This is a genomic window from Bacillus sp. FJAT-45037 (assembly GCF_002797325.1).
Taxonomy (GTDB): Bacteria; Bacillota; Bacilli; order Bacillales; family Bacillaceae_D; genus Alkalihalophilus.
This window is the reverse complement of record NZ_KZ454938.1, coordinates 981,093-1,007,962: the sequence shown is the minus strand read 5'-3', so window position 1 is coordinate 1,007,962 and position 26,870 is coordinate 981,093. Positions and strand designations below refer to the sequence as shown.

Below are 26,870 nucleotides of genomic sequence, written 5' to 3'. Positions count from 1 at the left end.
TGCGGAGTCCCACAGGTCTTCTTCATGCGTAAATATTAACGAGTAGGCCTTTAATTTCTCCTACCATATCGAGGATTTGTAGCCCTTTCTTTTCCTTCGCTAGGACTGCATCGGTTAAATCTAACAACTTACGGTCCACTTCTTGAACAATCTTATAAATTTTCGTCCGTCCGCGTCGGTTAAATCCTCTACGTTCCTCGAGGCTCAAACCAAATTGAACAGCATCTTCCATAAAATCTTTGACTAGCTGTTTGTATTTTCTTAGTTCCTCAACCGTACGTGTCTCGGATAGAACCTTCCCTTGGTCGTCTATTTTGTGCATCATTTGTGTAAGCTTTTCATACGCTTTCTCATCACGTTGTTTCCCAATCACCTCTTGAAACGAAACCTTTCCAGTCGGCTCCTGTTTCTTCGGTTCGATTTTTCCAAGGCCTGTTCTCGCTATGCGCTGAACATCCATCTCCTCACGTCCTTATCCTCATTCGATTCATACTCTTATTGTAGCATATGACACACTCATATCAGACAAAAAAAGCGAAAAGACCCTCGTCTCTCCGCTCTTTCCATGATTCTTATTGTAATAACTGCAGCACGCCTTGAGGCAATTGGTTAGCTTGCGCAAGCATTGCTGTCGCTGATTGATTTAAAATGTTGTTACGCGTGAACTCAGTCATCTCAAGCGCCATATCCGCATCACGAATACGAGACTCAGACGCTGTTAAGTTTTCATGCGTCACCTGAAGATTGTTGATCGTGTGCTCCATGCGGTTTTGCACAGCACCCAGCTTAGAACGAGAATCAGAAAGCTTATTGATCGCTTGATCCAATTGGAAAATGGCATTATTAGCCGATTCATTTGTTAATACATCCACTTTTTCAATTCCCAAAGTAACAACATCCATGCGAGGAATATCAATCATCACATTTTGATTTGTGTTAGGACCAATTTGGAAAGAAAGAGCGTTGTTAGTGATGGTGAAGTCTAATTCACCATCAACTGTATTAGTCTTGAAATTATAATCAATTCCACCATGTTTAAAAAGACCATTTACTGAAGTTAATTCTCTAGCGGCTTGAATTGTATCATCTGTTGTTCCATCTGTTTTTTTAAGCTCTATTGTTGCCTTTGCTTCCATTTTCACTTTTACAGTACCGGCTGTTCCTATCTTACTTGTGTCAATTAAGATACCAGCAACAGTATTTTCAGCATCAGTAGTTGCTGCATTCGTTCCAATTGATACTACTTTACTACCAATTGATAAACCATCTGGATCTAATATCTCAATACGGGCATCTTCATTTGGTTCTACATCTCGAACTAAAAGTGTATACTCTCCAAACTTCATAGGGTTCGCTGTAGCATTTGTTCCAAATTCTGAAAATGTGATGTCATCCACATCAGACCCTAATCCAGCAGATGGCTGTGTAACTGTATAAACTGGAGCTAAACCAGTGAAGTCAACTTTATAATCTCCCGATTTCAAGCTAGCATCCGTCACATTAGGATACCCTTGTATGTTTATATCGTTATCCGTATACGTAGTCAACACCGCACTAAATCCATTCAATAATTTACGTGTATTAAACTCTGTCTTCTCAGAAATTGAATCAACCTCAGATTTTAGTTGATCAATCTCTTTTTGAATTTGCTCGCGGTCATACTCAGTATTTGTGTCATTTGCTGCTTGAACAGCCAATTCACGCATACGTTGCAGCATTGTATGTACTTCTTGCATCGCCCCTTCAGACGTTTGCATTAAAGAAATTCCATCCATCGCATTACGTTCTGCCATTTTCAGACCACGAATTTGTGAACGCATTTTCTCAGAAATCGCTAGACCTGCTGCGTCATCTGCTGCACGGTTAATACGCATTCCTGAAGAAAGCTTTTCTAAATTCTTAGATGTCTGAAATTGATTCTGATTTAAATTACGGTATGCATTTAATGCTTGAATGTTATTATTAATTTTCATTATGTGTTCGCCCCTTTAATCTTGATAAATAGCTGTAGATTCATATGCACTTGCCTTTTGTTTCATCATCTTCGGCTGCGTGTCTTTTTTCTTTTTCATCGCTTCGTTCCAAGTGCTCATGATCGTCTCTAAAAGTGTGATCACTTCTTGAATGATGGCCGTATCCTTCGTTAGGTTGGCTTCGACTAATTTATCAGCAATATAGTTGTAAACTTGTTCGAGTTGATCGGCGATAATGCCAGCTTCATAGTTAATACCTGCTCCTAAACGATGCACGATATCACTTGCTTTTTTAAGCTTTTCATTTGCTTCGATAAAGTCTTTATCATGAATGAATGTCACGGCATCTTCTAAGTTTGTTACACATGCCTCATATAATAATGCGGTTAATTCTTGTGATGTTTTCTGATGTAAGGCTTCATTTGTTAGGAAAGTGGTCAACTCTTTCCACCTCCGACTTTATTTTCTTAGTACAATACTTTTATCGGTTTGTGTCGATGATTGTTTAATAGTTTTTTTCCATATCTTCAATCAAGAGAAGGATTTCTGCCATAACAGAGTATAATTGTGGCGGAATATTATCACCAAGGTCCATATCCAGGAGATTGGTAACTAATGTAGCGTCTTCTTGCATATGAATATTATTCTTTTTCGCTAGATCAATAATTTGATTAGCGAGCTGTCCTTTACCTTGTGCGACAACCTTAGGTGCTCCGCCATTTTCATCATCATAACGAATCACTGCTGCAGTCGGTCCACTTTGCGTGCGGCGCTTTGTCTGATTGAAATGTTTTTGAACCATCATATTTTAAAGTCAAACCCTTTCTCGGTAAACGTTGGTGTTTGTTTTGGCGCCGCCGTGCTTCCTTGTGTCTCCTCCGGTGTTGCATTCAATTTCGCATAGTTAATCCCTTTGATCGAATACCCGATCTCTGCTAGCTTTTGAACGGCTTGATCAACGAGTGGGCTCATCCGAGTTTGGAAGGAGTCATCGTCATTTTTGAGTGTGACTGATAGTTGACGTTCTGACGCTGAGATTGCAATTCCGATCTCCCCCATCTTAGGTGTGTCCATTAAGAAGAATAGACTGCAGTTCTCCCAATCTACTTTCTCTCCTTCATTTCGCGAATTGACGAACACTTGAAGATTCTCTACTTTTTCTTCTAATAACAAAGGCAAATTAAAGTATAGACTTTGCATATTGGATTGTTGATCTGAGCGACTTAATAACTGTTGACCCGTTACGTTGTTTAATGCTTGGTTCGCTAGTTGGTTCGTTCGAGTTCCTTCTTCTTCGCTCTTTGCTAGCTGCATTAACATCGACTTCATATTACGCTCTGTCGACTCTTGGTTTTGTTGCTCTCTTCCTGATGCTAACTGCAACGCAAGCTCGCTATCTCTGTTCAAGCCCATATTTCTCACCATTTCAAACATTGCTCTTGGGGAAGAATCTGGCATCGGCGCTCTCACGGTTTCTGAGTATTGTTGTGTAAATGCTTGGCTAGGTGTTCGTCCATCTTGTGCACTTCGTTCATTTATCTGAACGTAATGCTTCACCTTTGTTTCAGATGGCTGGAAGTTCAATCGTTCCATTAATTGTTTGACTTCCCGCACGATCTGATTCGCTTCTTGATGATGCCCTCGTGCTAACAGTTTCTTCGCCTCAGCTAATTGTCCGCTTGCTTGCATTAAACTGCGCTCTGTTTTCATGTCCGTTAACAGCATCATTTCAGAACGCAGAATCGCGTTATCAAGTTTTTTTATGGTCGTCTCTAATAAAGGTTTAGCGACAGGTTGAGCTTGGTTTTTAAATTGATCGATTTGTCGCGTGACCTGATCAAGCGTACGGCTAATTTCTCGTTGAAATTGTTTAAATGATGCCGTCGCTTCGGCTACTTTTTGAGTGACCGTTGTAACGGCTATGTTTTTACTAGCCATCTCGACACTTGTTTGGAATTGCTCATTTTGTGTATATTGTCTTGCCTCTGCGCTCTCTCGTCGCTGCACTGGCTCGATCTCTTTTGCGGCTTGATCGACTTGTTGTAAAGCTTGTGTCATTATTTGTCTTGCTGCTAATTCTCGTCCACCATCTATTCGCATTTGCGCCTGCTCAATCTTCTGTTCAAATGATTGCTTCATAAGTTCTGGCAATTGCGGTTGATTCGCTATCGTCGTTTGAATTTGTCTTAATGCCCGTTCAACATTGGCTTCATTTTGAAGCGTCTTTTTTGCCGTTTCGACTGCACCTATTAACGTCGCTTGTTGAGTGTTTGGTTCAGCTTGTCCTTTTGATGTAGCAGGACTCACCTCTTGTTGGACCAATTGTTGTTCCGCTCGTTGTAGCGCCTGTAAGATCTGGTCACGCCCTACTTGGGAAAGTTGCTGAACTTGCGTTAAGACACGTTCAATCGCTTGACGAGTCTCTCCTTGTCCTTGCTGCTGTAGGAGCGTTCTAATTTGTTCAACGCTGCGTTCTGGATGAGGTTCCTGACTTAGTATAGCTTGAATATTCCTTGCTACTTCTCTCTTGGAAACTGAACTTCCTTGCTGGTTCATATCCCGAACCATTTCGGTTAAACGCTCACGCCCGACTCGGTCAAGATGGGCTGCCTCTGTAGTCGCCCGGTCGACTAATTGTGCAATATCACGTGGGATTTGAGGTTGATTCACTACTTGTTGACGGACTTCAGAAATCGCTCGTTGAACGGAGGACTCTTGACGTATGGCTTCTCTAGCACCTCTCACTTGTTCGGACGCAGGGCGTTCATGAGCTCCCGTATTGCGGAGTACCTGCGTCTCTTCTTGTCGTGCCGCTCCTCTTCGTACTTGCTCTCTCGGTTCGACCCGGAAATCTCGATCGATTTCTTTTGCCAAATCATTCATCACATGGGCTAATGGACGACCATGTAATGCTTCATGGACAGAACGTAAATGTGTCGATGTGACTTCTAAACGTTTATTTGCCATCGCACGAACCGTTTCTAGCCGCTTGTCTGGATTGCCTTCTGCCATGAAACGTTGTAGTTCCTTGACCGCTTCACGTGTAAGTGGTACATTTCGCTTCATCAACGATTGAGCCGCTTCTTTTAATTCAGGCGAAGGGTTTGACACACCTAACTGACGCATCGTTTGAGCTATAGCATCCCTTGGTTGCCCACCTTGACTCGAAACTGGACGTGTTTCATCATTAACCGCACGAACTCGGATGATTTCATCTCGCGCACTTTCAATTTGTACATTCACCCGGTCTCCGCGAGGCATCTCTCCCTCGAATTTCGCTACGACTTCGCGCCCTCTAATCGAAATGACCGCTTCTTGATTGTCTCTTCTTTCTTTTATCGTCGCTCTATATACATCCCCGTCACGTAACGGTATGTTCCGATCTGGCTGTTGGTTTTGATTTTGGTTAGTTTGTAGGTGATTGACTTGCATATGCTCACACTCCCGAACAAATTCTTATCCTTATTATCGGCATGATTCGTCATAAAGTTTATCTAGACACCAAAAAGAACCAAAGACTACTCCTCTGGTTCTAGAAAATCTTTTCGAAAACTCGACCCTTGACCACTTAGCTCGTCGTCGCGCTTTTTCCACGATGAAGAGGCTCCTTTTTGCAACACCTCATCGCCAAATCGCTCCCGAATTTCCTTTAAAGTGTGAGAAAGCTTTTCTTTTTTTATGTCTTCTTTATAATGAAACAAGTCAAGTTGTTTATAGGCATGTTGCTTTTCAACTAAATCATAGCTGCTAATGCCTAACAATCGAACGGAAGTGTCATTCCACGCGTGTGTAAATAACGCATACGCCTCCTTATAGAGGTCGTCTCTATCTTGAATCGGATTTTGAAGCCTTTTGCTCCTCGTCACAGTTTTCCAGTCATGGTAACGGATCGTCATTTGAATGCCTTGTGCGAGTACTTCTTTTCGCTTTAAGCGCCGACTGACAGACTCTGCTAATCTCATAAAGGTTTCTTGAATTAACGGGATGTTTCGAGTGTCTTGCTTTAAAGTCGTTGAGTTGCCAATGGTTTTAAATTCGTAAATGGCCTCTGGATCTACAGGGCGTTCATCGATACCATTTGCACGGTCATGTAATTTTCGTCCATTCGTCCCAAACCACGCTTGGACCTCTAGTTGATTTGCTTTTGCTAGATCACCGATCGTTAAAATACCCTTTTTCTCCCATTTTTCAACAGTCCGCTTTCCTATGCCATGCATCTCGCCAATCGACATTGGCCACAGCATCTGGTTTAAATCGCGCTTTCTTAACACGGTAATTCCATTCGGTTTTTTCATATCACTAGCCATCTTCGCTAAAAATTTATTAGGTGCAATTCCGATACTTGATGGCAAATCTAATTCACGTTTGATTCGCTCTTGCATCTCTTTAGCTAGGCTAAGGGGATGTCCTACACTTAAATAAGAAGTAACGTCTATATACCCTTCATCAATTGAGACTGGCTGCACAAGCGGCGTATACCCTTTAAGCAATTCAAATAAGGCACGTGAAGCTTCTCGGTAACGCTCGAAATTAGGCTTCATTAAGATTAATTCAGGGCACAGACGTAACGCCTTCCACACAGGCATCGTCGTTTTAACTCCCTTGGCCCTTGCTTCATAACTGCTTGTGACAATAATGCCGCGCCTCTCCTCGACGTTTCCAGCAATCGCTAAAGGTTTACCTCGTAACGCGGGATCATAGGACATCTCTACTGACGCATAAAAACTATTCATATCAATATGAAAAATAACTCGTCGTTTCTTCATGCCTCCCCCTCCTTATACGCTTATTATACGAAAGAATGTTCGCTATTTGAAGAGATTACATAGTTTTTTAGTATAGGCAGGACGATGCACCATATTAGGGCCATTTATGTAAATTCAACTTTTAGTGAGAACTAAAGGACTACATACGTTTGCTCTTTGTTAAATCTTCCAGTATCGTTATGGGTATAGGTAACATACGCTCGTATGATCAATGTTACTTTCTATAGGAGGTGTCGCTATACAATGAACAACTATATGTCAAGAGACAATCAGCGTTTTGCCGATGTTTACGACCGAATTGTTTTGATCCTCCAAAACTATCATGAAACACATTTTAAATCACCTAGCATCTCAGAAATTGCAAAAATGACTGGTGATTCAGAGGAAATGGTTTTAGAAAGCTTAGAATTTGGCCGAGACGTACATAACAGTTCTCGATTCCTTCATTAAAAGAACCCTTTTTTGATTTTTAGTTCTTAATGAATGGCTAAGCTCGATAAACAGTAACAACATAACCCTAGCTTTAGCTACATTTTTTAAATTAGTTTTAATGATTGTTTATAGTCTCATGTAATTGTCGATTCTTCTTCTTCTGCTTCAAACCGAGAAAACGATAGGCTTACAGATGCAATCATTTTCTATTATATTTTGTCATAATGACAATGTTGGTTTGTTTATACGTAAAAAACTCCGTTGAATCGAAATCAGTTCAACGGAGTTTTCTTTTGTTTTTATTTTGCTACTTCTTTTACTACCGCGACAACCGCTTCTGAAAGCTTCACAAGCTCTGCAATAGGCATACGTTCATTTTTCGTGTGGATTTCTTCATAGCCAACAGCTAAGTTGACAGTCGGAACTCCGTGACCCGCGAATATATTCGCATCGCTTCCACCACCACTTTGAAGAAGAGCTGGCGTGCGACCTATAGAAGTCATGGCACGTTTAGCCACTTCAACTACTTCGTCACCATCACCAAGTTTGAATCCAGGATACATGACATCAACTTCAACATCTGCTTTTGTTCCCATTTCAGCTGCTGCTGATTCAAATGCTTCTTTCATTTTCGCGACTTGCGCTTCCATCTTCTCATTCACTAATGAACGAGCTTCCGCTAAGATCGACACGTGATCACAAACGATATTTGTCTGACTCCCACCCTCAAAACGACCGATGTTTGCTGTGGTTTCTTCATCAATGCGGCCTAAAGGCATTTTTGAAATAGCTCTCGCTGCAACTGTAATAGCGGAGATGCCCTTTTCTGGTGCAACGCCAGCATGTGCGGTTTTGCCGTGAACAACTGCACGAACTTTTGCTTGTGTTGGTGCAGCCACAATGATGTTTCCAACAGCTCCATCACTATCAAGCGCAAATCCGTATTTTGCAGTCAGTAGAGCAGGGTTCATAGCCTTTGCTCCAACAAGTCCTGACTCTTCGCCGACAGTGATAATAAACTGAATTGTACCATGCTCGATGTTTTGTTCTTTAAGAACTCGAATCCCTTCAAGCATTGCCGCAATCCCTGCTTTATCATCTGCCCCTAAAATCGTTGTTCCATCTGTGACAACATATCCATCTTGAATCGATGGCTTCACGCCGTTTCCTGGCACGACTGTATCCATATGACAAGTGAAGTAGATTGTATCAACACCGTCTTTCGTTCCCGGTAATGTGCAAATCAAGTTCCCTGCACCGTGCTCGGTTTTGTCTTTAGCGTCATCTTCAAAAACCTCCACACCTAGTGCTGTGAATTTCTTGGTCAAAATTGGCGCAATTTCTTGCTCGAATTTTGTTTCTGAATCAATTTGTACAAGCTCTAAAAATTCATCTACTAATCGTTGTTCGTTAATCATTATGTATGCCTCCAATTTGTAGTATCTGTTTCATCGTACATGATTTTGCGTTTTTTTTCATCCTTTGACTATCTTTTCCCCATATTAACAAGAATGACATTAAGAATCATGACCTCAGAAAGAGCGCACTTCCTTAGAAGGTACGCTCTATTAGTTCTTATCCACCATTATTCTATAGGTTGTGCTTTCTCGCAAAATTCATACAGCACGCCTCTAGCTGATTTGGGATGGAGAAAAGCTACCTTGGCTCCACCTGCTCCAGGTACGGGTTCGTTGTGAATCATCTGAACCCCATTTTCCTTAATATCTTCAATCCGTGATTCGATACTCGTCACACCTAAAGCGATATGATGAACACCCTCACCACGTTTAGCAATGTACTTGGCAATCGGGCTATCCTCAGATAACGGTTCTAACAACTCAATTTTCGATTCACCAACGCCTAGAAAAGCCACCTTTACCCCTTGTGACTCTACTTCTTCAATACCAATTAACCGTAATTTCAAACTACCAACATAAAATGGGAGTACTTCTTCAATCGATGTTACAGCAATCCCAATATGATCAATTTTCTTCGGTGTCTTTTCACTCAAAGGAACCACTCCTCCATTCATGACTATCTATTACTTCTACTTCTTATTCAACATACCCGTTATAAATCCCTGCATAACTTGTCAATTTTTCATTATTATCACTTATCCCCTTGTCCTCGACGTTAAAAATGAGTAAAATAGAGGTACTGACGTATGAGGAGGGTTTATGCATGCCACGTAAATTCCAAAAAACAATTATTTATTTAATGATTTTTACAATGGTTATCGGAACGCTATTAATGGGAGTCTCATTGTTTTAATAATAACAAAAAGTCGCTGTCTATTCTTAGACAGCGACTTATTTATTACATAGCCCCAGCCTCTTTGGCAATTTCCTCGAATGATCGACCATCTTCACCTACGATATAAATCTTGGTTCCAAGAGGGACTTGATCATACAGCCATTCTACGGTTTCATTTGGTAAGCGAATGCAACCACCTGTGACATGATTCCCGATCAATTCAGGACGATTGGTGCCATGTATCCCATAGATTCGCCCATCAGTATCAAGCGCATCAAAACCGATCCACCTTGTTCCTAATGGATTATTTGGATCCCCACCTTTAATATCTAACTTTCGGTAGTAAGGATCTTTCGCTTTCACGACCACAGTGAATTCGCCAATCGGTGTTTGATCGGTTGCCTTTCCAGTTGCGACAGAGAGGATTTCTTGTATGTCGCCACCCTCTATCCATGCAAGTTCGTTCGTCGCACTATTTACAATGAGAAAGGGGTCGCCATGACTTGGGTTGGCACCTAGTGGCCAGATAGGTGAGGCCACTAAACTTATGACTAACAAAATAGACACCATACCATATCACCAATCCGTTTTCTTGTTAGTCTGTACGTTAAATCGAACGTTTATCCACGTGATTCCACAATCGATCTTTTATAAGCAGGTACTGTCTTAATTCATGCATAATATAAAATAACGACGATCTAATTTCAAACTCCTCTCGCGTTTGTGGCAAATCCATTTTTTTGAAATTAGCTTCCATGCGATCAAGACGTTCCATAAAGTAAGAAACATGATTGGCCGGGCTTAGTGACTTACTTAATTCCTCGAGAAAATTTGCGAGTTCTACACTTTGCGGAAGTGATTTTTCAAGAGAAGAGATAAACGGCATTAATCTCTCCACAATCTCAAATTGTTTCTCTCGCATTTTGAAATAATGGTAATATTGATCCTCATAACGGACAATGTGATTATGTACATTTCTTAACGCTTCATTTTTCCCTTTCTTTAATAGCTCAATCGTCTCGGGAATCTCTTGACCGTTCCAATCACTTTCACCGTGCCGTAAATATTCAGCCATTTCATGTAAGATCATTTTAAAATGAGCTTCGATCTCTCGTAAGTAGACTCTTAAAATCTTCTCACTACTTGGCATATATAAATTCATGATCAGTGCGACACCAATTCCAATCACGATTAACCAAAGCTCATTCAGTAAAATCGCGATCGATACTTGTTGTAATGTGTATAAATGCAAAACTATAACAAGGCTTGTCACAATACCTTCTTGCAACTTAAACATGACAGCTGTAGGGATAAAAATGAGTAAAAGAATCATTAAGGACCACGGCTGATACCCTAATCCTTCAAAGATCAAGACACTATAACCCATTCCAATTAAACAAGCGACAAATCTAGTCCATGAAACAACGAGCGAAAGTCTTCTCGTCACTGATATACAAAGAATTGTAATAATAGCGGCAGATGCATAAAAATCAAGCTCCAGCATTTGCGCTATAGCAATTGCGATACCTGAACCTACTGCGGTCTTTAAGGTTCGATAGCCAATTTTAAAATTCATCCCTCACAGACCCTTCTTTTTTTGCTCTAGTTTATCATATTTAAGGATGAATCTCTCAAAAAACGCAAAAAGACCCACAGCGCAAAACTGACTGTGAACCTTTTTCTTATAAGACTTTCTCTAAGAAATCTTTTGCACGTGTTGATTTAGGTGCTGTGAAAAATGTGCTTGGCGGCGCATCCTCAACAAGAACACCTCCGTCTAAGAAGAGCACGCGATCAGCAACTTCACGGGCGAATCCCATTTCGTGTGTGACAATGACCATCGTCATTCCCGATAGCGCAAGATCTTTGATAACTGCTAATACTTCTTTAACCATCTCAGGATCAAGTGCACTCGTTGGTTCATCAAACAACATAACCTCTGGTTCCATTGCTAGCGCACGTGCGATTGCGACACGTTGTTTTTGACCACCTGATAGACGATTCGGATACTCATCTTTTTTGATCAATAGACCGACTTTCTCTAACAACGCTTCTGCTCGTTTTGTTGCTTCTGTTTTTGATAAGCCTTTGACCTTCATCGGGGCGTACGTCAAGTTTTGCAACACTGTCATATGTGGGAATAAATGAAAATGCTGAAACACCATGCCAATACTTTCACGCGCTTTTAAAACATTGGTTTTCTTTTTAGTCAGCTCTTGATCTCCAACCCAAATTTTCCCGAGTGTCGGTTGTTCTAGGAGATTCATACAACGTAAGAGTGTTGATTTACCAGAACCAGAAGGCCCGATCACAGCAACGACATCTCCTTTTTTCACTTCCGTTGTAATGCCTTTTAAGACTTCTATTTTTCCAAAGGACTTGTGCAAGTCTTCTACTTTAATCACTACGTTGTAATCTCCTTTCAATCATCCGTCCAATGATTGTTAAAATCATCACCATGACATAATAGATTAACCCAACAAATAATAAAGCTTCAAAGTATTTATAAATTTGGGCGTTGACGATTTGTGCACGGCGCATAATATCCCATACACCAATAACAGACACAATTGCAGATTCCTTCGTTAAGTTAATAAACTCATTAAATAGTGCGGGTAAAATATTACGAAACGCTTGTGGCAAAATAATCCGAAGCAACATTGGGCGCTCAGGAATTCCAAGAGCTGCAGCAGCTTCTTTTTGACCTTTATCAACCGCTTGAATCCCTGCACGTATAATTTCAGATACATAGGCAGAAGAGTTTAATCCAAATGCTAAAACAGCAGCTACGTATGCACTCATTTCAATTCCAAATTGCGGCGCACCATAATAAATAATGGATAATTGCAAAATTAAAGGTGTACCTCGGAAGATCGATGTATAAAAGTGGGCAAACCAACGAAGAACGGTGATTTTTCCGATTTTCATGACGGCAAGGATAATTCCTAACACTAGACCGACTAACAATGATGTTGAAACAAATTGTAAGGTAACCCCAATCCCTTTTAAAATAAAAGGGATATGAGGTTCAATCACTTTAAAATCAATATTCATGACTGAGGTTTCCTTCCTACACTGCGTGTTGTTTATTCTGCTGTATCAAACCATTTGATGATGAGCTCATCCATTAAGCCACTTTCAATCATCTCATTTAACTTTTCGTTGAATGGCTCTTGAAGCTCGCTACCTTTAGGGAAAGCAATCGCAGAACCAGCTAGGTCTGAATTTTCAATTTCGAAGTACGTTAACCCTTCTTGAGAACCCATGTAACCATCTGCCACTGTATCTTCCATAAGGATCGCATCAATACGTCCTGCTAATAGCTCTTGAATCAATTCCGGGATACGATCACGTTTCTCGACATTGAATCCAAACTCTTCAGCCATGTCCTCTGCTTCTCCTTCTTGGATTGAACCAAGTTGAACCCCTACTGTTAATCCGTCTAAGCCTTCAAGTGAATCAATTTCATCACTTTCTTGAGAAACAATTAAGTTTTTCGCTTCGTAATAAATATCAGAGAAATCTACGTTTTCCATACGATCTGGAGTTGGTGTCATGCCCGCTAATACAAAATCTGCACGCCCTGCTTCCATCGCTGGAATGAGTCCATTAAAATCGACATCTTCAATCTTTAGCTCATACCCTAATTCACTTGTAATATGTTTAGCAATATCAACATCAAAGCCGATGATTTCGCCCGTTTCAAGTTCTACAGATTCATATGGTGGATAATCAGCTGAAGTTGCCATCGTAAGTGTTCCATTTTCACCTGTCGTAGCTTCTTCATTTTCTTCTCCGGTAGGCTCATCCACTGGTTCTGTTGATTCAGCTGGCGCATCACCACTTGCTCCACACCCTGCTAATAACCCTACTGATAAAATAGCTGATGCACTCATTACTTGCCATTTGTACTTTTTCATCTTAAAATCGACCCCCACTACTTTTCTAGTAAATTATATTTATGCTTCTAGATGCATAATAACACACATTATTATGCATGAAAATAACTTTTTATAAATAAATTCATTGATTTAATATTATCAGAATATTTTGTTTAGTCAAGCTATTTCACTTGACAAAAAAGATGACCGTAACAATAGTTACGATCATCCTGATGATTTATTCGAATTTATTCCGCTTCTTCTTCTTCAAGCTCTACATCATCTTCCATTTCCATTGCTGGATCTTCACCTGGCGCTGGCTCATCGACTGGGTCGCCGCATGCAGCCAATACACTCACTGATAATGCCCCTGCTAAAATCATATAAAGTAGTTTCTTGCTCATTGAAAATTCCTCCTTCAAGTCAGTTGAAATTTTTAACATGTGCTTCGAACTACCACCATCATACTAAAAGTTTTATGACTATATAAGCCTTTTTCCTGTAATTACAAGTTTTTACAAAACGTTTTGAATATTTCACATTCTCTTTTTGTCATATATGAACTGTTTAATTTCTGCGGTTGCTTCTTTCCTAAGCTTAATCAATGCATACATGTTAGGGATCACAACAAAGGCTAAAACAATGTCCATCATATTCCATAACATACTTGCTGAGCAGAACACGCCTATAAATAAGAGTGTCAAATAAAGAGAGCGTACAATGATTGGGTGATGATGTTTAAATAAGAAGTCTGCTTGCTTTTCTGCATAATAAATCAACATCGTCACAGTCGGTAGCACAAACACAATGAGCAACACCGTCAACAAATACTCGCTTACTTGACTCGACATCAATGTTTGAAATGCATTGATCAACATCTGTTCTGCTTCTTCTACTTCTGTCCATGTATTTGTAATGACGACAGCGAGACCTGTTAATGAACAAATAAGCAACGTGTCAATTACAACGGCGATGATTCCCCAATTGGCTTGTTTAAGGGGTGAATGATTCGCTGCCGCTGCATGGGCAATTGGAGCAGTTCCCATACCTGCCTCACTTGAGTACAACCCACGAGCAAGCCCCCATCTCGCTGTTACCCAAATCGATGCTCCGGCAAAGCTTCCGACCGCAGCCGTCGGTTGAAAAGCTTCACTGATAATTAATTGAAACGTGCTTAATAAAGAAGTGTAATGTGATCCGATCACAAAAACAGTTAAAACGACATAACCAAATACAATAATAGGAATCAAAAATTTCATTACCCCTGCAATCCTTTTAATCCCACCAAATACTAATATCGCCACAATAATCACCATTGCTGCTCCTGCTACAGTTGAGGAGATCTGAAAAGAATTTCCGACACGATCTGCAATGGTCTTAGCTTGAACCATTGTACTAAGTCCGAGTTGAACGATTAAACCAATCGCAAAAAACAGGGCTCCAAAGCGCCATTTAAGTCCTCTACTCATGTAAAATGCTGGCCCACCGACAAATTCTTTTTGAGGTGTTTGCTCACGATAGCGTTGACCAAGGATAATCTCAACCAAAATCGTCGCCATACCAACCAAAGCAACGATCCACATCCAAAAAAGGGCACCTGGTCCACCATAATGAATGGCGAGAGGGACTCCAATCAGATTATTTGCACCAACTGTCCCTGCTAAAGCAGAAGAAAAAGCACCAAAGGGGGTCACTTCACCTTTTGTGTGATCATGTTTTGTTCGTTTGAATAACGTACCAATCGTCGATTTGAAAATGTATTTGATATGTATAATGTAATAAAAACGTATCGATCCACCTAATATGAGCCCGCCCCCTAACAAGACGAGGATCATCGGGGCACCCCAAATAAATTCTGAGATTTCTTTTGTCCATTCGCCAAACGACATGAGCTTCCTCCTAAGGATGTCATGCCCTTACTATGACCGATATGGACCGATATTATAAAAAACAGAGCGAGCTCAAGGGCTCCCTCTGTTTATTTCACGATCATGACAGGCTTATTTACTCGTTTAGCTACTTTATGACTCACACTGCCAAGTACCATTGTTTGAAGTGGATTTAATCCTCTACTTCCGAGCACAACATACTCATAATCACCTTTATTAGCAAATTCAACAATGGTTGGCCCTGGTTCCCCGTGTAATGTATGAATCTCATAAGGAATACTAGCGCTAGTAAGCTTTTCTTCGACCGGCTTTAACCGCTCTTTACGACGCTTCTCAATGACGTATTTGTCGGTATTTTGCAACACATCTCTTTTTGACGTTGAGCCATTGATCACATAGACAATGTCAATTGCTGCATCGTACAATTTTGCGAGCTCAATGGCTTTTTCTGCAGAGCGGATTGAATGCTCTGATCCGTCTGAAGGTAAAAGGATTTTTTTCATGTTGTCGCCTCCGTTTAACAAAATATTATTTGATTAATAAAACAGGACATTTGACTCTTTTAGCTACCTTATGGCTTACACACTGCCAAGAACCATGCTTTGGAACGGATTAAGCCCTCTTGATCCTATAATCACGCAATCATAGTCATGCTTGTTGACAAACCTTACAAGAGCTGGTCCAGGTTCGCCTCGGAGATGATGTCTTACTTCATTCCACATAAGTATCGCAAACCCTTTACTTGATCTTCATAAAAAACAAAAAAAGTGTATGATTTTTTACCATCATACACTTTTTTTGCCACTCCTTATAGTGACTTCTTTGTATTTACTGCTTGAAAAGGGCATTTTGTCAAAATGGGTTCACAATCATCCCCAATAAAAAATTGCTTCCATTCCCGGTGACTAGGATCGCCGTAATGACTAATATCCGGATGTTTCGGTAACTGGTCCCAAATCTCTACTCTTTTACGTACTGCTTCTCGTGAGTTAATTCCGTTCGGCTCGGTGCCTTCAAGTCCCTTAAAAATTCTTCTTGGTTGAATACCGATGACCATACTATCACCTAAGTTACGCGTCACACGCTGCTTGTAAGTCGGAGCATTTCCGAAAGCAAAAATATTTTCATTATCAAAACAAAACGACCACAAAAAATGATCTGGATCTGTAGGGGTATGCTCCGGCCATTCGCATGGGTCATGTCGATTTAAATATTGTAAGACATCCCAAAAATAATTTCGATAATAGTCAAACGATTGCTCTTTCTCTTCAGGTTCAACAAACAGAAATAATCCCCGTCTAATCAAAGGGGGTTCCTTTACTAGATCTAGAAATGAAGATAGAGTTTTCGGTAAATGCCCCCAATCCGAATGGGTGATATACGAGTACCGTAATTCTCCACGTTGTTCTCCCGTTTTTCCAAAGAAACAAGGAAATGTCGGGTTTAATACCACTTCACGGTATTTTTTGTATTCTTCATTCACCCAGTTTGGAACGAGTTGTTCATCTTGCATTTGCTCGCTTGTAAACAAGTAATTTGATTCTTCACTCATTTAGAACCCCTCCTCTACAATAGCTTATGAGTATGATTAAAAAGATAGAATAATTCGTCGCAATAGTCCCAAAAGATGTATAACTCCTTTAATTCTATCATTTAATTAAGTAATTAGAAATCTTCTAGGGGTGGAGTGATTCGTTTTGTTATCAGGAATATTTTTAGGTATTGCATTAGCCGCACCTGTTGGTCCAATTAGTCTTGAGATGCTTAAACGAGGGGTTCAGTTCGGCTTTATTGCCTCTTTATTTGTAGGAATTGGCGGTATGAGTGCTGATGCGATCTTTATGATCCTTATTTATCTCGGGATCTCCCAATTATTAACGATTGAAATAGTTCATATTGGTCTCTTTTTTTTCGGGTCGATTTTTCTAGGGTTTCTAGCATTTGACTCAGTAAAAAAAATCGTTCACACCCACATAAGCACTGATCAAATAACTGTCTATCCTAACTACCTCTTACTAAAATGCTATGTGACAGGACTGCTCATTGCTCTTATTAACCCTATTAATCTATTGTTTTGGTTTGGCATATATGGCTCTGTCTTAAGTGAATCTGCCCACCTCTCCACAACCCTTCAAATCGTGACGAAAGCATGCTTCATCTTTCTTGGGATTTTTCTGTGGAATCTCTTAATCGCTGCTGTGGCAAAAGCTTCTTCTGTCGTCATTAGTCCATTATTGTTTAAATTCATACATGGATTTGCAGCGATGTTACTTATCTATTATTCCATTCATTTCGGATTAGAATTCATCCATTCCATTCGCTAGTTCATCAACCTTTTCATTGCATAATCTAGTTAATTATTAGATACTGAAAAAAACAGGAGAAAGCGAGAGAATGCTATGCAATATAAACGTGAAGAATCATTTCGTTACGAATTCCCTAAGCCCCTAGAAGCAACGTTTAAACTGATTCGTGTGGAAACATCATATGTAGAAAGTAAGGAAGGAAAAATGGATATCCTCGATATTAGCGGAGGTGGCTTAAAAATGAGCTCCTCCCTTGAGTTACCTGATCCTAATAAAAAAGAAATCCATCTTGAATTTGATCTTCAATTGGCCGAACATACAATGGAAACTCAAGGAGTCATCGTCTGGAAGAAAGCATTGGGTCAATCGTTTCAATATGGTATTGACTTCACTCATACCGACAAAGAAAGTCAAGCACTCATCACCTTACTAAAAAACCATATTAAGCAACAATCAAGTGAATTGGATGGAAGGTCTTGATGACCAACCATCCCTTTTTTTATGATTCGATTAGCACTGTGTCTGCTTCACATTCTGGTAAGATCACATCAATTCGGGTCCCCATTCCCACTTCACTATGGACAGTCATTAAGCCATGATGATGTTCAATGATTTTATAACAAACCATCATCCCAAGACCTGTACCTTTCTCTTTGGTAGAATAAAAAGGCTCTCCTAAGCGTGCCACTCGCTCCTTAGGTATTCCACAGCCATTATCCTCTACTTGGATACATACTTGATCTTCAGGGTGAGATCGTAAACGGATTGTAATTTCCCCGTTTTCTTCCACCGCTTCAAGAGCATTACGAATCAGATTCAGTAAAACTTGTTTTATTTGTTTCTCTGATCCGTAAACCGTTGCTACATCCTCAAACTCAAACTCCATGGTTACGTTTTTCATAATCGATTGAGTTTCTACTAACGTCATTACTTTTTGAATAATTTTCTGAAGCTGTAATTCAGTAAATGTCGATTCATGATTTGGTTTCGCTAATGTTAAATATTCATAAATGATCGATTCTACACGTTCTAACTCCTCCATCACCAACTGTAGAAACTGTTCATTAAATTTTTTATCACGCTGGAATAGTTGTAAAAAACCTTTGACCGCTGTCAATGGGTTTCTGATTTCATGAGCGACGCCTGCGGCAAGCTGAGCCACCACGGCAAGTTTATCTGATTTTCTAATTAAGTCATCCATACGCTTCCGTTCTGATAAATCTTTTAAGATGGTTCGAAAAGCAGGTTTTCCTCTAAATAAAATAAGCGTTGATGTTGCTTCTACATCAACGGTTGAGCCGTCTAGGCAATTCAATTGGAATAAGGAAGTCGTTACTTTACGTTTGCCAGACATCAACAGTCTTGCATTTTCTCGAATTCTCTTATAGTCAACCGCTTTGTATAAATCACCAACCTTACGGTTCATAAGTTCGTTTTGGTTGTTTGCTTTAAATAACTTTTCCCCTGCTGGATTAATATAAATTAATTCTTTCCCATCATGAACCGAAATCGTTTCAGGAGTGTGTTCAACTAAACTTTTATATCTTTTCTCACTTGCCCTGAGCTCATCTTCTACTCTTTTTCGATTTGTACTATTCGTAAAATAAAGGGTTATTTGCTCTTCGACACGGTATACTCTCACATCGTACCAGCACTTCGTCTTTTCAACAAAGTATTCTACTTCAACACTATCTTCACCGGCTAGCAACTCATAAATTTTAGTAGATAATCCTTTTTGATCCATTTGCAAAAAAGACCAAAATTCAATATGTTTCAATTTATCCCAAGTATACCCTAAAATTTCTTCCGCCTTTTCATTCACAAATAAGAACGTACCATCCATTTGAAAAGTGACAATCGCATCTTTAATTCCATGCAAGATTTTATCAGATAATTGATAATCACGAACATGTTGAGAATATAATGCTTGATCTGACGTTTTTTTCTTTACATCAATTTCTGATATTTGTAAAAGAAAGCTACTTTCTCCAAGGTTAAGTGGAATCAATTCAATTTTACAAGTAAACTTGGTATCAGTTTCATTTTTCCATGTGAAAAAGACATACTTTTGATTCTGAATCTTTTGGAAAAAAGAACTTTCATTTTGATCGATCCAGTTTAAATAGATCTCATCAACTGGTTGGCCAATTAACTGTTCTTTTGTTAATGCTAATAGATTACAACACTCTTCATTCACTTCTTTCACCGTACCGTCGTGACCAAGAAACGCTTGTGCCGTCGCTGCTCTTGCACGCCATAATGTATGAACCATCATCATTCTCCTTAAACTCTTATATACAATGTCCTTTAGGTGAAATTCTTCATAATTCTTATAATTCCTCCCTTTTTCCTTAGACAAATAACTCATTTATCCGACAACTACCATCGATTTTAAGCTAAAATTTCAGCATCTATTCGACAAAAAATCAGCTATACTATAGAGAAGGAGGTTTTTATGGATTATCTTTTATACATAGGATTAGGTATTGGAATTGGTGTGTTTTCTGGATTTTTCGGTATTGGTGGTGGGATTATCTTAACGCCTCTGTTGCTAATGTTCGGTCTTCCCCCTACCACTGTAATTGGTACAAGCTTAATGCTTTCACTTGGAACGTCGATTTCAGGTGCGGTTTCTCATTTTCGTTTAAAAAATATTAATTGGTATTATGTCATAATTATTAATATAACAGGGATTATAGGTACGCAAATTGCTCACCCAATTATGATTCAGCTTGATCAACGAGGATTGGCCGAATCAGTCATTTCCATTTTTTACATTGCTTTGTTGAGCTTTTTTGCTTTCTCCTTACTGTATAAACGGAAGACTAGTAAGGGTCCGATCAAAAAAAGAAGCGTTTCTCCTCTTATTGTCGCTGGATTGATTGGACTTGGGGCAGGCTTTATCTCATCTGCTATAGGAGTTAGTGGAGGCTTCTTCATTGTACCACTTTTAATCTCCTTACTCGGCTTAAAAGCAAGTCAAGCCGTCGGTACTAGTTTAGCCTCGGTTGTGTTTATCGTCTCAGCTGGGTTAATCACATACAGTATGTCAAGTTCGCTTAATTACGGGATTGGCATTGCTTTAATAGTAGGAACGTTCTTTGGGGCACCTATAGGGGCTCTTGCGACGAAGTTATTTAATGAGGCTAGAATGAAGAAACTTTTGGGCATTCTATATGTCTGTATGATCATCAGTGTTGGTTCTAATCTCGCCTCTCTCCCTTTCATTGGTCTTGTCATCATTAGTTCCTTTGCACTTTTCTTCTTTCTCCTTATTGCACGAAATTATGTTCGACAACAAAAAAAGCAAGGATCACCTTCCACCTGAAGGGTCCTTGCTTTTTTCTTTGCTAATTGTTTTATCTTAATGGCCTGAACCGACACCGCTCATTTTCGTCATAAGCTCTGTGCTATCTTTGTCCATACCAATAAAGGTCACTTGAATATCTTGTTGTTCAAATTTCATTTTGATCTTATCAAGTGCTCCTACTGCCGAGTCATCCCATAAATGAGATTGTCTAAAGTCAATTTCTACAGTTCTTATGTCCTCTTTATAGTCAAATTTCGTTAATAGATCTGTAACGGATGCAAAGAAGATTTGTCCTCTAACACGGTAGACAGTCTTTGCGTTTATTTGATCGAACTCTCTCGTTACATCGACTTTCGAAATCTTTGCTGCAAAGAACATCGCACTTAAAAGCACCCCAGCAAATACACCGATCGCTAAGTTATGCGTGAATACAACTGTTGCGACCGTTACGATCATGACCGCAGCATCAGAACGTGGTACCTTGTGGAGATTTCTTACAGAACCCCAATCAAATGTACTAAATGCAACCATGAACATTACACCAACTAGAGCTGCCATTGGAATCTGCACCACTAAACCACCTAATACAATGATCAAGAACATTAAGAAGACACCTGCCACTAAGGAAGAAAGTCTACCATTTCCACCAGACTTGACGTTAATCACAGATTGTCCAATCATGGCACAACCAGCCATTCCTCCGAAGAATCCAGAGACAATGTTCGCGATCCCTTGCCCACGGCTTTCTTTATTCTTATCACTTTCCGTATCTGTCATATCATCGACAATGTTTGCAGTAAGAAGTGATTCTAATAAACCAACAATTGCTAGAGCTAATGAGTAAGGTAAAATAATCATGAATGTTTCTAAGTTAAACGGAATTTGCGGGATTAAAAACATTGGCAATGCTTGTTGAAGAGCCCCCATATCACCAACTGTTCGTACATCAACATTCATAAAAATGGCAAAAGCTGTAATTACAACAATCGCTGCTAATGCAGAGGGTACCACCTTTGTGACACGCGGTAATAAATATATAATACCCAGCGTCGCAGCAACGAGTGCATATACGACCCATGTTGCCCCCACAAACTGGTCAAGCTGTGCCATAAAGATCAAAATCGCTAAGGCATTGACGAAACCAACCATTACTGATCTTGGTATAAACTTCATATATCGTGCTAATTTAAAAACACCAAAAAGAATTTGAATAATACCAGTTAATAATGTTGCTGCAAGTAAATACTGAAGACCATGATCAGCTACAAGCGTAATCATTAATAATGCCATTGCTCCTGTTGCGGCTGATATCATACCTGGACGTCCTCCGACAAAAGCAATCACAACAGCAATACAGAATGATGCGTACAGACCAACCATCGGGTCGACACCTGCAATAATTGAGAATGCTACTGCTTCAGGAATTAAAGCAAGCGCAACAACCATCCCAGCTAGTACATCCCCTCGAACATTCCCAAACCAACTTTCTTTCCATGTTTGTGTATTCATTTGACACCTCTTTCTTTCTTTCTTTCATTTATCTTGAATTCCTTAGCTGACTTTCGACTCTCACGAAAGTCGGATCCGTTTTCAACTGAAACATTGTAGCATGACTTTCAGTGTTTAAGAAGTCGTATGAAAGCGCATAACTACCTTTTTTTCTTTCCCTCACTCACATTCTCTATCGATAACTCTCTTTTTTACATTTCACAAAAAACAACTGAACTTATTATCTATCTTAATGACCCACCCACCTCTGCATGATTTCACCAAATTTGTAGATGATAAGAGTGAATAAATTCTTACACAGAAGTTGGTGAGTAGTCATGAAGCGATTAACAAAAGTACGTCTTTCACAAAGACATTCTGAGCAACAAGCGTCTAAGTCAATTGCTTCAACAAATGGCCCTTCTCCTTCTCCTTCTCCTTCTCCTAGAACATATAACTTATTAGTTAAAAACAAGAAATTCATCGAATCAGCTTTTGTAGAGGCCGAAGATCTTCAAAAACGTGAATTTAAAATCGATCAGGTAAAGGCTACGATCTATTTCTTTAGTTCTGTCACAGACTTTAAGAAGATCGAGAAATTTCTTTCAGCAACGTTTGATGGCGAAGGCTCGGTAAGAGACATGCTAGAGCATTCTGCGGCAGTTGTCCCAACAAGCTCTCAAGAAAATACAGTCAATGCCTTACTCGAAGGGCGATCAGTGCTATTGATAGATGGCATTGAACTGGTTTACATACTCGATTCATCCAATGCGATTAAACGAGATACATCCGAACCGCAAAATGAAAAAGTAGTTCGTGGCTCTCATGAAGGATTTGTTGAGGATCTCGCTACAAATATTCATCTCGTCCGTCGTAGAATTTCAAGTTCGAATTTAGCCGTTCGCTATCTAAAAATTGGAACAGACACAAATACATCGGTCGCCATTGTTTACATGAGAAATATTGCGAATTCTACTATTGTTCAAGAGGTGATTAAGCGAGTTAGTTACATTGATACGGATATGACGTTTAGCCCTGGCTTTATCGAAGAATTTATTGAGGATTCAACTTTCTCACCTTTTCCACAAGTACTTTATACAGAACGTCCTGATCGAGCAATGTCAGCCTTAATGGATGGGCAAGTCGCGATTTTGGTCGAAGGAAGCCCAACGACTATTATTACACCCATTACTTTTTTTGCTTTTTACCAATCTCCAGATGATTTTAATAGTCGTTTTTATGTTGGCACTTTTTATCGAATGATTCGCATTTTAAGTTTTCTAATCGCGATATTGCTTCCTGGCCTTTATATTGCTGTTGTCGGCTTTCACTTTGAGGTCATTCCAAATGATCTTGTTCTACCTGTGAAGAGCTCGGTTGAACAAATTCCTTATCCTCCTATTGTCGAGGCCATTATCATGGAATTAACGATTGAACTCATTCGGGAAGCCGGGGTCCGTCTCCCTTCACCAATCGGTCAAACGATCGGTATTGTTGGGGGTCTAGTCATTGGAGATGCGATTGTTACTGCAGGCTTGGTTTCGAACATTATGATCATTGTCGTGGCACTAACTGCGATTGCGGCGTTTGTTGTCCCTTCAACAGAGATGAACACTTCTGTACGAATCTTACGTTTCCCGTTCATGTTCGCAGCTGCATCGTTTGGCTTTTTAGGGCTTTCTTTTGCAGGGATGATTTTATTGATTCATTTATGTAAATTGGAATCATTCGGGACACCTTATTTCTCTCCACTTGCCCCGTTTAAGTGGAAAGATTTAAAAGATACGTTCTTACGATTACCCGTCTGGATTATGAATGAAAAGCCTACAGCGTATTTACCAATTAAGAAGAAGCAACAAGGGTTTTCAAGAAGGTGGGATACTGATGAGTAAATTGTCCAAAAGTACAATTACCCCTGGGCAAATGGGTTTATTTGTGTTGCAAACGCAAGTCGGGGTCGGGGTCCTCTCCATGCCTTATTCGGTCTTTGATGCAGGAGCGAAAACCGATGGCTGGATTTCTATAATTCTTGCTGGCTTTGTTGTACAAGTGATGATCTTTGTCTTTATGTTTTTATCGATGAAATTTCCTAAAGCAAATTTATATGACATCCTTATTGAGTTATTCGGTCAGTGGATAGGGAAATTTCTCATTTTAGTCCATGTGATCTATTTTATTTCTTTAGGAGTACTCATTCTTATTCTCTTCAGCTCAACGTTAAGTGTGTGGGCTTTTCCTCATACCCCTCAGTTAATTAAGATTGGGTTGGCCTGCTTTACTGCCTATTATTTAGCGAAAGAAAGCGTACGGATTATTGCTAGGTTTCATTCATTTGTTTCCATTCTTCTTATCCTGATCGTGCTATTGACCGTTACTGCATTTACAAATGCGGAGTTTCGCTATATCCTTCCAATCGGCCAGGCAGGTTTTTCAAATATTGCTACAGGCGTTAAAGCAGCGATGTTATCTTTAGTAGGTTTTGAGTTGTTTATTATTTTGTTTGCTGCAACAGAAGGCACATTGAAAGTAAAAGTAAAAGTAGCGACCATTGTCAATGTTGCTGTCACTCTTGTGTACACCTATCTGGCTATTGCTTGTTATGTGTTTTTCAGTCCCGATGAAATGGCTTTTGTACCTGAACCGATTCTGTACTTGATTAAATCATTCTCTTTTATCGTCTTAGAACGTATTGATTTGATTTTCATCTCGATTTGGATTGTCGCGGTGATGACTTCTTTTGTCAGCTATCTCTACATTTCCTCCATTGGTGTTGCAAGAGTAATGAACAAAAAAAAACATGCTCCTTTTACCGCCATTATTGCAGTCATCTGTTTTGTATTAAGCGTCTCGCCACATAATCTCTTAACAGTTGAGAAGATTACACAGATAGTTGGCAATGGCGGACTGATTTTTTCATTTCTAATTCCCGTCACACTCTTACTTCTAGCACTTGTTCTTAAACGGCAGAAGAAACCAGTTGCAACCAATGAAAAGGGAAGTGCTTCGACATGATCAAACGAATTATACTTTTGATTTTTATAGCAGTATTAACAAGCGGGTGTTGGGATAGCCGCTACTTAAAAGACGTTCAATTAATCTATAGCGGCTCGTTTGACCTTGAAGAATATGGACAAGTGAAAACGACAGTCTCCATTCCAAAAATAGAAGTAGGTGCTCAACAATCTCCCAATTCTCGAATTGTTTCCTCTATTGGAAATACAGTTAGACAGAGTCGGATGCGTGTGGACCAAGAGGTTTCAGGGCGACTAGATTCATCAAAAACAAGAGTCATTTTAATTGGTGAAGAAGCTGCTAAAACAGATATTTATTCGTACATTGATGTTTTTTATCGCGATCCGCGTAGTCCTTTAAATGCAAAGATTGCCATTACAAGTGGCAAAGCGGCTCCCTACTTAGATCGTCAAGTCGAAAGCCAGCCTCTGATCAGTGAATATTTGCGAGACCTTCTTGATGCAGGGGAAGTAACGACTATTTTACCTGTAACCAATATCCAATTTATTTGTCCCGTACTCTTTGATCCAGGTCAAGATATTACTTTACCTTACCTTCGAATTCGTGAAGATTCAGAAGAAGTCCACGCTAATGAGACAGCGCTATTTAATCAAATGAAAATGACTGGTGTGATAGGAACCGAAGAAAGCACCGTTTTATTATTACTTATGAATGAATTACAGCGCACAGCTAGTTTAACCATTAAAGTAGACGATACAAAAACACCTGATATGAATAATTTCGTGACTGTTCAAATCACCAATCTAAAACATGATCTTAACGTCAAAGAAAGTCCCAATGGCTTGATCGATGCGCATATAGAGTTAACCGCTAAACTTAATGTTTTGGAATATCCGGAAGATAATTTAAATCAGCGAGAAACGATTGTCAAACTAAACCAAAAAATTGAAGACCATTTACAACAAGTTGCAAACCGTACCATCAACGAAATCCAAAAAGCCAATTGTGATGCACTCGGCATCGGACGAGAGCTCATCGCAATTCATCCAAAAACATGGGAGAAACTCGATTGGCAAAAAGACTACCCAAACATCAACCTAACCACCACCATCCACACCGAAATCGCCACCCACGGGATAATAAATTGATAAGAAAAGCGGAGGTTGCCTGCTCAGAGGCGGGATGCAAATGTTCTGGTAGATGAAAAGCGCTCTTTGCTTTTACATCTGGCAGGTTATTTGTCCACGAGCCTCTGGCAACCGCAGCTAGACAGAAAAGCGGAGGCGACTGGTCTGGGATGCGAGAAAACTAGGGGAAGCGATTAGAAGTCGCTCTTTGACTTCGTTCGATTCACCGGTTTTCTCCGCAGCCCAAGGAGCCAAAGCTAGACAAAGAAAAACGGAGGTTGCCTGCTCAGAGGCGAAGTAAATAGAGGGCGGCGATTTTTTCCGTTTTTTTGAAGTGTTTGCGCAGAAATTTGCTTAGTTTGCGCGAAAATGATGACATTTCGCTCGCAACAGCAAAGAACTTGCGCGAAAACCGGTCTGATTCGCGCGAACCCACCTCCTTCTCCCCTCTTCCATCAAAAAAGCACGCATC

General features: G+C 39.9%; 27 protein-coding genes and 1 pseudogene. 8 read left to right on the top strand and 20 right to left on the bottom strand.

Features of this window, described 5'->3' with window-relative positions; all coding sequences use genetic code 11:
* Positions 1-22: 22 nt before the first annotated feature.
* The 6 genes from CDZ88_RS05130 to CDZ88_RS05105 all read right to left on the bottom strand — a co-directional run bounded on the left by CDZ88_RS05130 (position 23) and on the right by CDZ88_RS05105 (position 6,739).
* Positions 23-460, bottom strand: a complete 438-nt coding sequence (locus CDZ88_RS05130; protein WP_100372513.1) for a YaaR family protein — start codon at positions 458-460, stop codon at positions 23-25.
* 112 nt (positions 461-572) lie between these two features.
* The gene (locus tag CDZ88_RS05125) at positions 573-1,973 is read right to left on the bottom strand and encodes a flagellin N-terminal helical domain-containing protein (RefSeq protein WP_100372512.1); all 1,401 of its coding nucleotides are present in this window, start codon (positions 1,971-1,973) and stop codon (positions 573-575) included.
* A 15-nt stretch (positions 1,974-1,988) separates the two neighbouring features.
* Complete coding sequence (fliS, locus tag CDZ88_RS05120; RefSeq protein WP_100372511.1) at positions 1,989-2,414, bottom strand: flagellar export chaperone FliS; 426 nt, start codon at positions 2,412-2,414, stop codon at positions 1,989-1,991.
* A gap of 64 nt (positions 2,415-2,478) precedes the next feature.
* Positions 2,479-2,778, bottom strand: a complete 300-nt coding sequence (locus tag CDZ88_RS05115; RefSeq protein WP_100372510.1) for an EscU/YscU/HrcU family type III secretion system export apparatus switch protein — start codon at positions 2,776-2,778, stop codon at positions 2,479-2,481.
* The gene (locus tag CDZ88_RS05110) at positions 2,775-5,405 is read right to left on the bottom strand and encodes a hypothetical protein (protein WP_100372509.1); all 2,631 of its coding nucleotides are present in this window, start codon (positions 5,403-5,405) and stop codon (positions 2,775-2,777) included. Before CDZ88_RS05110 ends, CDZ88_RS05115 begins: the two co-directional genes overlap by 4 nt.
* Positions 5,406-5,491: 86 nt before the next feature.
* Positions 5,492-6,739 (bottom strand): DNA polymerase IV, encoded by a 1,248-nt coding sequence (locus CDZ88_RS05105; protein WP_100372508.1) that lies wholly within the window; start codon positions 6,737-6,739, stop codon positions 5,492-5,494.
* Between the two features lie 243 nt (positions 6,740-6,982).
* Between CDZ88_RS05105 and CDZ88_RS05100 the strand changes: the two genes are divergently transcribed.
* Positions 6,983-7,189 carry a hypothetical protein gene (locus CDZ88_RS05100; RefSeq protein WP_100372507.1) on the top strand — a complete coding sequence of 69 codons (207 nt, stop codon included), beginning with the start codon at positions 6,983-6,985 and terminating at the stop codon, positions 7,187-7,189.
* 281 nt (positions 7,190-7,470) lie between these two features.
* Here the strand turns inward: CDZ88_RS05100 and CDZ88_RS05095 are convergent, their stop codons facing one another.
* Positions 7,471-8,589 carry a tripeptidase T gene (locus CDZ88_RS05095; protein WP_100372506.1) on the bottom strand — a complete coding sequence of 373 codons (1,119 nt, stop codon included), beginning with the start codon at positions 8,587-8,589 and terminating at the stop codon, positions 7,471-7,473.
* A 167-nt stretch (positions 8,590-8,756) separates the two neighbouring features.
* A complete protein-coding gene (gene mce, locus CDZ88_RS05090) occupies positions 8,757-9,182 on the bottom strand; it encodes a methylmalonyl-CoA epimerase (protein ID WP_232718567.1) in 426 nt (141 codons plus the stop codon).
* 170 nt (positions 9,183-9,352) lie between these two features.
* Here mce and prli42 point away from each other — a divergent pair, with 170 nt between their 5' ends.
* Complete coding sequence (gene prli42 / locus CDZ88_RS17335; protein ID WP_157796483.1) at positions 9,353-9,442, top strand: stressosome-associated protein Prli42; 90 nt, start codon at positions 9,353-9,355, stop codon at positions 9,440-9,442.
* A 45-nt stretch (positions 9,443-9,487) separates the two neighbouring features.
* Here the strand turns inward: prli42 and CDZ88_RS05085 are convergent, their stop codons facing one another.
* The 10 genes and pseudogenes from CDZ88_RS05085 to CDZ88_RS05045 form a co-directional block, all read right to left on the bottom strand.
* Entirely contained in the window at positions 9,488-9,994 is a 507-nt protein-coding gene (locus CDZ88_RS05085) for a L,D-transpeptidase (protein ID WP_100372504.1), read from the bottom strand.
* 37 nt (positions 9,995-10,031) lie between these two features.
* The gene (locus CDZ88_RS05080; protein WP_100372503.1) at positions 10,032-11,000 is read right to left on the bottom strand and encodes an aromatic acid exporter family protein; all 969 of its coding nucleotides are present in this window, start codon (positions 10,998-11,000) and stop codon (positions 10,032-10,034) included.
* A 106-nt stretch (positions 11,001-11,106) separates the two neighbouring features.
* A complete protein-coding gene (locus CDZ88_RS05075; RefSeq protein WP_100372502.1) occupies positions 11,107-11,829 on the bottom strand; it encodes an amino acid ABC transporter ATP-binding protein in 723 nt (240 codons plus the stop codon).
* Entirely contained in the window at positions 11,822-12,478 is a 657-nt protein-coding gene (locus CDZ88_RS05070; protein ID WP_100372501.1) for an amino acid ABC transporter permease, read from the bottom strand. Before CDZ88_RS05070 ends, CDZ88_RS05075 begins: the two co-directional genes overlap by 8 nt.
* Positions 12,479-12,510: 32 nt before the next feature.
* Positions 12,511-13,344, bottom strand: a complete 834-nt coding sequence (locus CDZ88_RS05065) for a transporter substrate-binding domain-containing protein (RefSeq protein WP_100372500.1) — start codon at positions 13,342-13,344, stop codon at positions 12,511-12,513.
* A 209-nt stretch (positions 13,345-13,553) separates the two neighbouring features.
* On the bottom strand, positions 13,554-13,709 hold the full coding sequence (locus CDZ88_RS17580; protein ID WP_198507818.1) for a hypothetical protein: 156 nt from the start codon (positions 13,707-13,709) through the stop codon (positions 13,554-13,556).
* 132 nt (positions 13,710-13,841) lie between these two features.
* A complete protein-coding gene (locus tag CDZ88_RS05060; RefSeq protein ID WP_100372499.1) occupies positions 13,842-15,194 on the bottom strand; it encodes an alanine/glycine:cation symporter family protein in 1,353 nt (450 codons plus the stop codon).
* Between the two features lie 89 nt (positions 15,195-15,283).
* Positions 15,284-15,697: a universal stress protein gene (locus CDZ88_RS05055; RefSeq protein WP_100372498.1), complete on the bottom strand. Its 414-nt coding sequence runs from the start codon at positions 15,695-15,697 to the stop codon at positions 15,284-15,286.
* A 25-nt stretch (positions 15,698-15,722) separates the two neighbouring features.
* A pseudogene (locus CDZ88_RS05050) lies at positions 15,723-15,892 on the bottom strand (universal stress protein); the annotation flags it as partial.
* Positions 15,893-16,002: 110 nt separating this feature from the next.
* Positions 16,003-16,746, bottom strand: coding sequence for a YqcI/YcgG family protein (locus CDZ88_RS05045; RefSeq protein ID WP_100372497.1), 744 nt, complete (start codon positions 16,744-16,746; stop codon positions 16,003-16,005).
* Between the two features lie 145 nt (positions 16,747-16,891).
* Between CDZ88_RS05045 and CDZ88_RS05040 the strand changes: the two genes are divergently transcribed.
* Both CDZ88_RS05040 and CDZ88_RS05035 read left to right on the top strand, forming a co-directional pair.
* The gene (locus CDZ88_RS05040) at positions 16,892-17,518 is read left to right on the top strand and encodes a LysE family translocator (protein ID WP_100372496.1); all 627 of its coding nucleotides are present in this window, start codon (positions 16,892-16,894) and stop codon (positions 17,516-17,518) included.
* Positions 17,519-17,593: 75 nt separating this feature from the next.
* Entirely contained in the window at positions 17,594-17,980 is a 387-nt protein-coding gene (locus CDZ88_RS05035) for a PilZ domain-containing protein (RefSeq protein WP_100372495.1), read from the top strand.
* A 19-nt stretch (positions 17,981-17,999) separates the two neighbouring features.
* Here the strand turns inward: CDZ88_RS05035 and CDZ88_RS05030 are convergent, their stop codons facing one another.
* Complete coding sequence (locus CDZ88_RS05030) at positions 18,000-19,772, bottom strand: ATP-binding protein (RefSeq protein WP_100372494.1); 1,773 nt, start codon at positions 19,770-19,772, stop codon at positions 18,000-18,002.
* A 183-nt stretch (positions 19,773-19,955) separates the two neighbouring features.
* Between CDZ88_RS05030 and CDZ88_RS05025 the strand changes: the two genes are divergently transcribed.
* Positions 19,956-20,828 carry a sulfite exporter TauE/SafE family protein gene (locus CDZ88_RS05025; protein WP_100372493.1) on the top strand — a complete coding sequence of 291 codons (873 nt, stop codon included), beginning with the start codon at positions 19,956-19,958 and terminating at the stop codon, positions 20,826-20,828.
* 36 nt (positions 20,829-20,864) lie between these two features.
* Here the strand turns inward: CDZ88_RS05025 and CDZ88_RS05020 are convergent, their stop codons facing one another.
* A complete protein-coding gene (locus tag CDZ88_RS05020) occupies positions 20,865-22,319 on the bottom strand; it encodes a SulP family inorganic anion transporter (protein ID WP_100372492.1) in 1,455 nt (484 codons plus the stop codon).
* Positions 22,320-22,636: 317 nt separating this feature from the next.
* Between CDZ88_RS05020 and CDZ88_RS05015 the strand changes: the two genes are divergently transcribed.
* Genes CDZ88_RS05015 through CDZ88_RS05005 form a run of 3 tightly spaced genes read left to right on the top strand, consistent with a single transcriptional unit; the run spans position 22,637 to position 26,419 of the window.
* Positions 22,637-24,190, top strand: coding sequence for a spore germination protein (locus CDZ88_RS05015; protein WP_100372491.1), 1,554 nt, complete (start codon positions 22,637-22,639; stop codon positions 24,188-24,190).
* Positions 24,183-25,310, top strand: a complete 1,128-nt coding sequence (locus CDZ88_RS05010) for a GerAB/ArcD/ProY family transporter (RefSeq protein WP_157796482.1) — start codon at positions 24,183-24,185, stop codon at positions 25,308-25,310. The genes CDZ88_RS05015 and CDZ88_RS05010 overlap by 8 nt, the downstream gene beginning before the upstream one ends.
* Positions 25,307-26,419, top strand: coding sequence for a Ger(x)C family spore germination protein (locus tag CDZ88_RS05005; protein ID WP_100372489.1), 1,113 nt, complete (start codon positions 25,307-25,309; stop codon positions 26,417-26,419). The genes CDZ88_RS05010 and CDZ88_RS05005 overlap by 4 nt, the downstream gene beginning before the upstream one ends.
* Positions 26,420-26,870 lie beyond the last annotated feature (451 nt).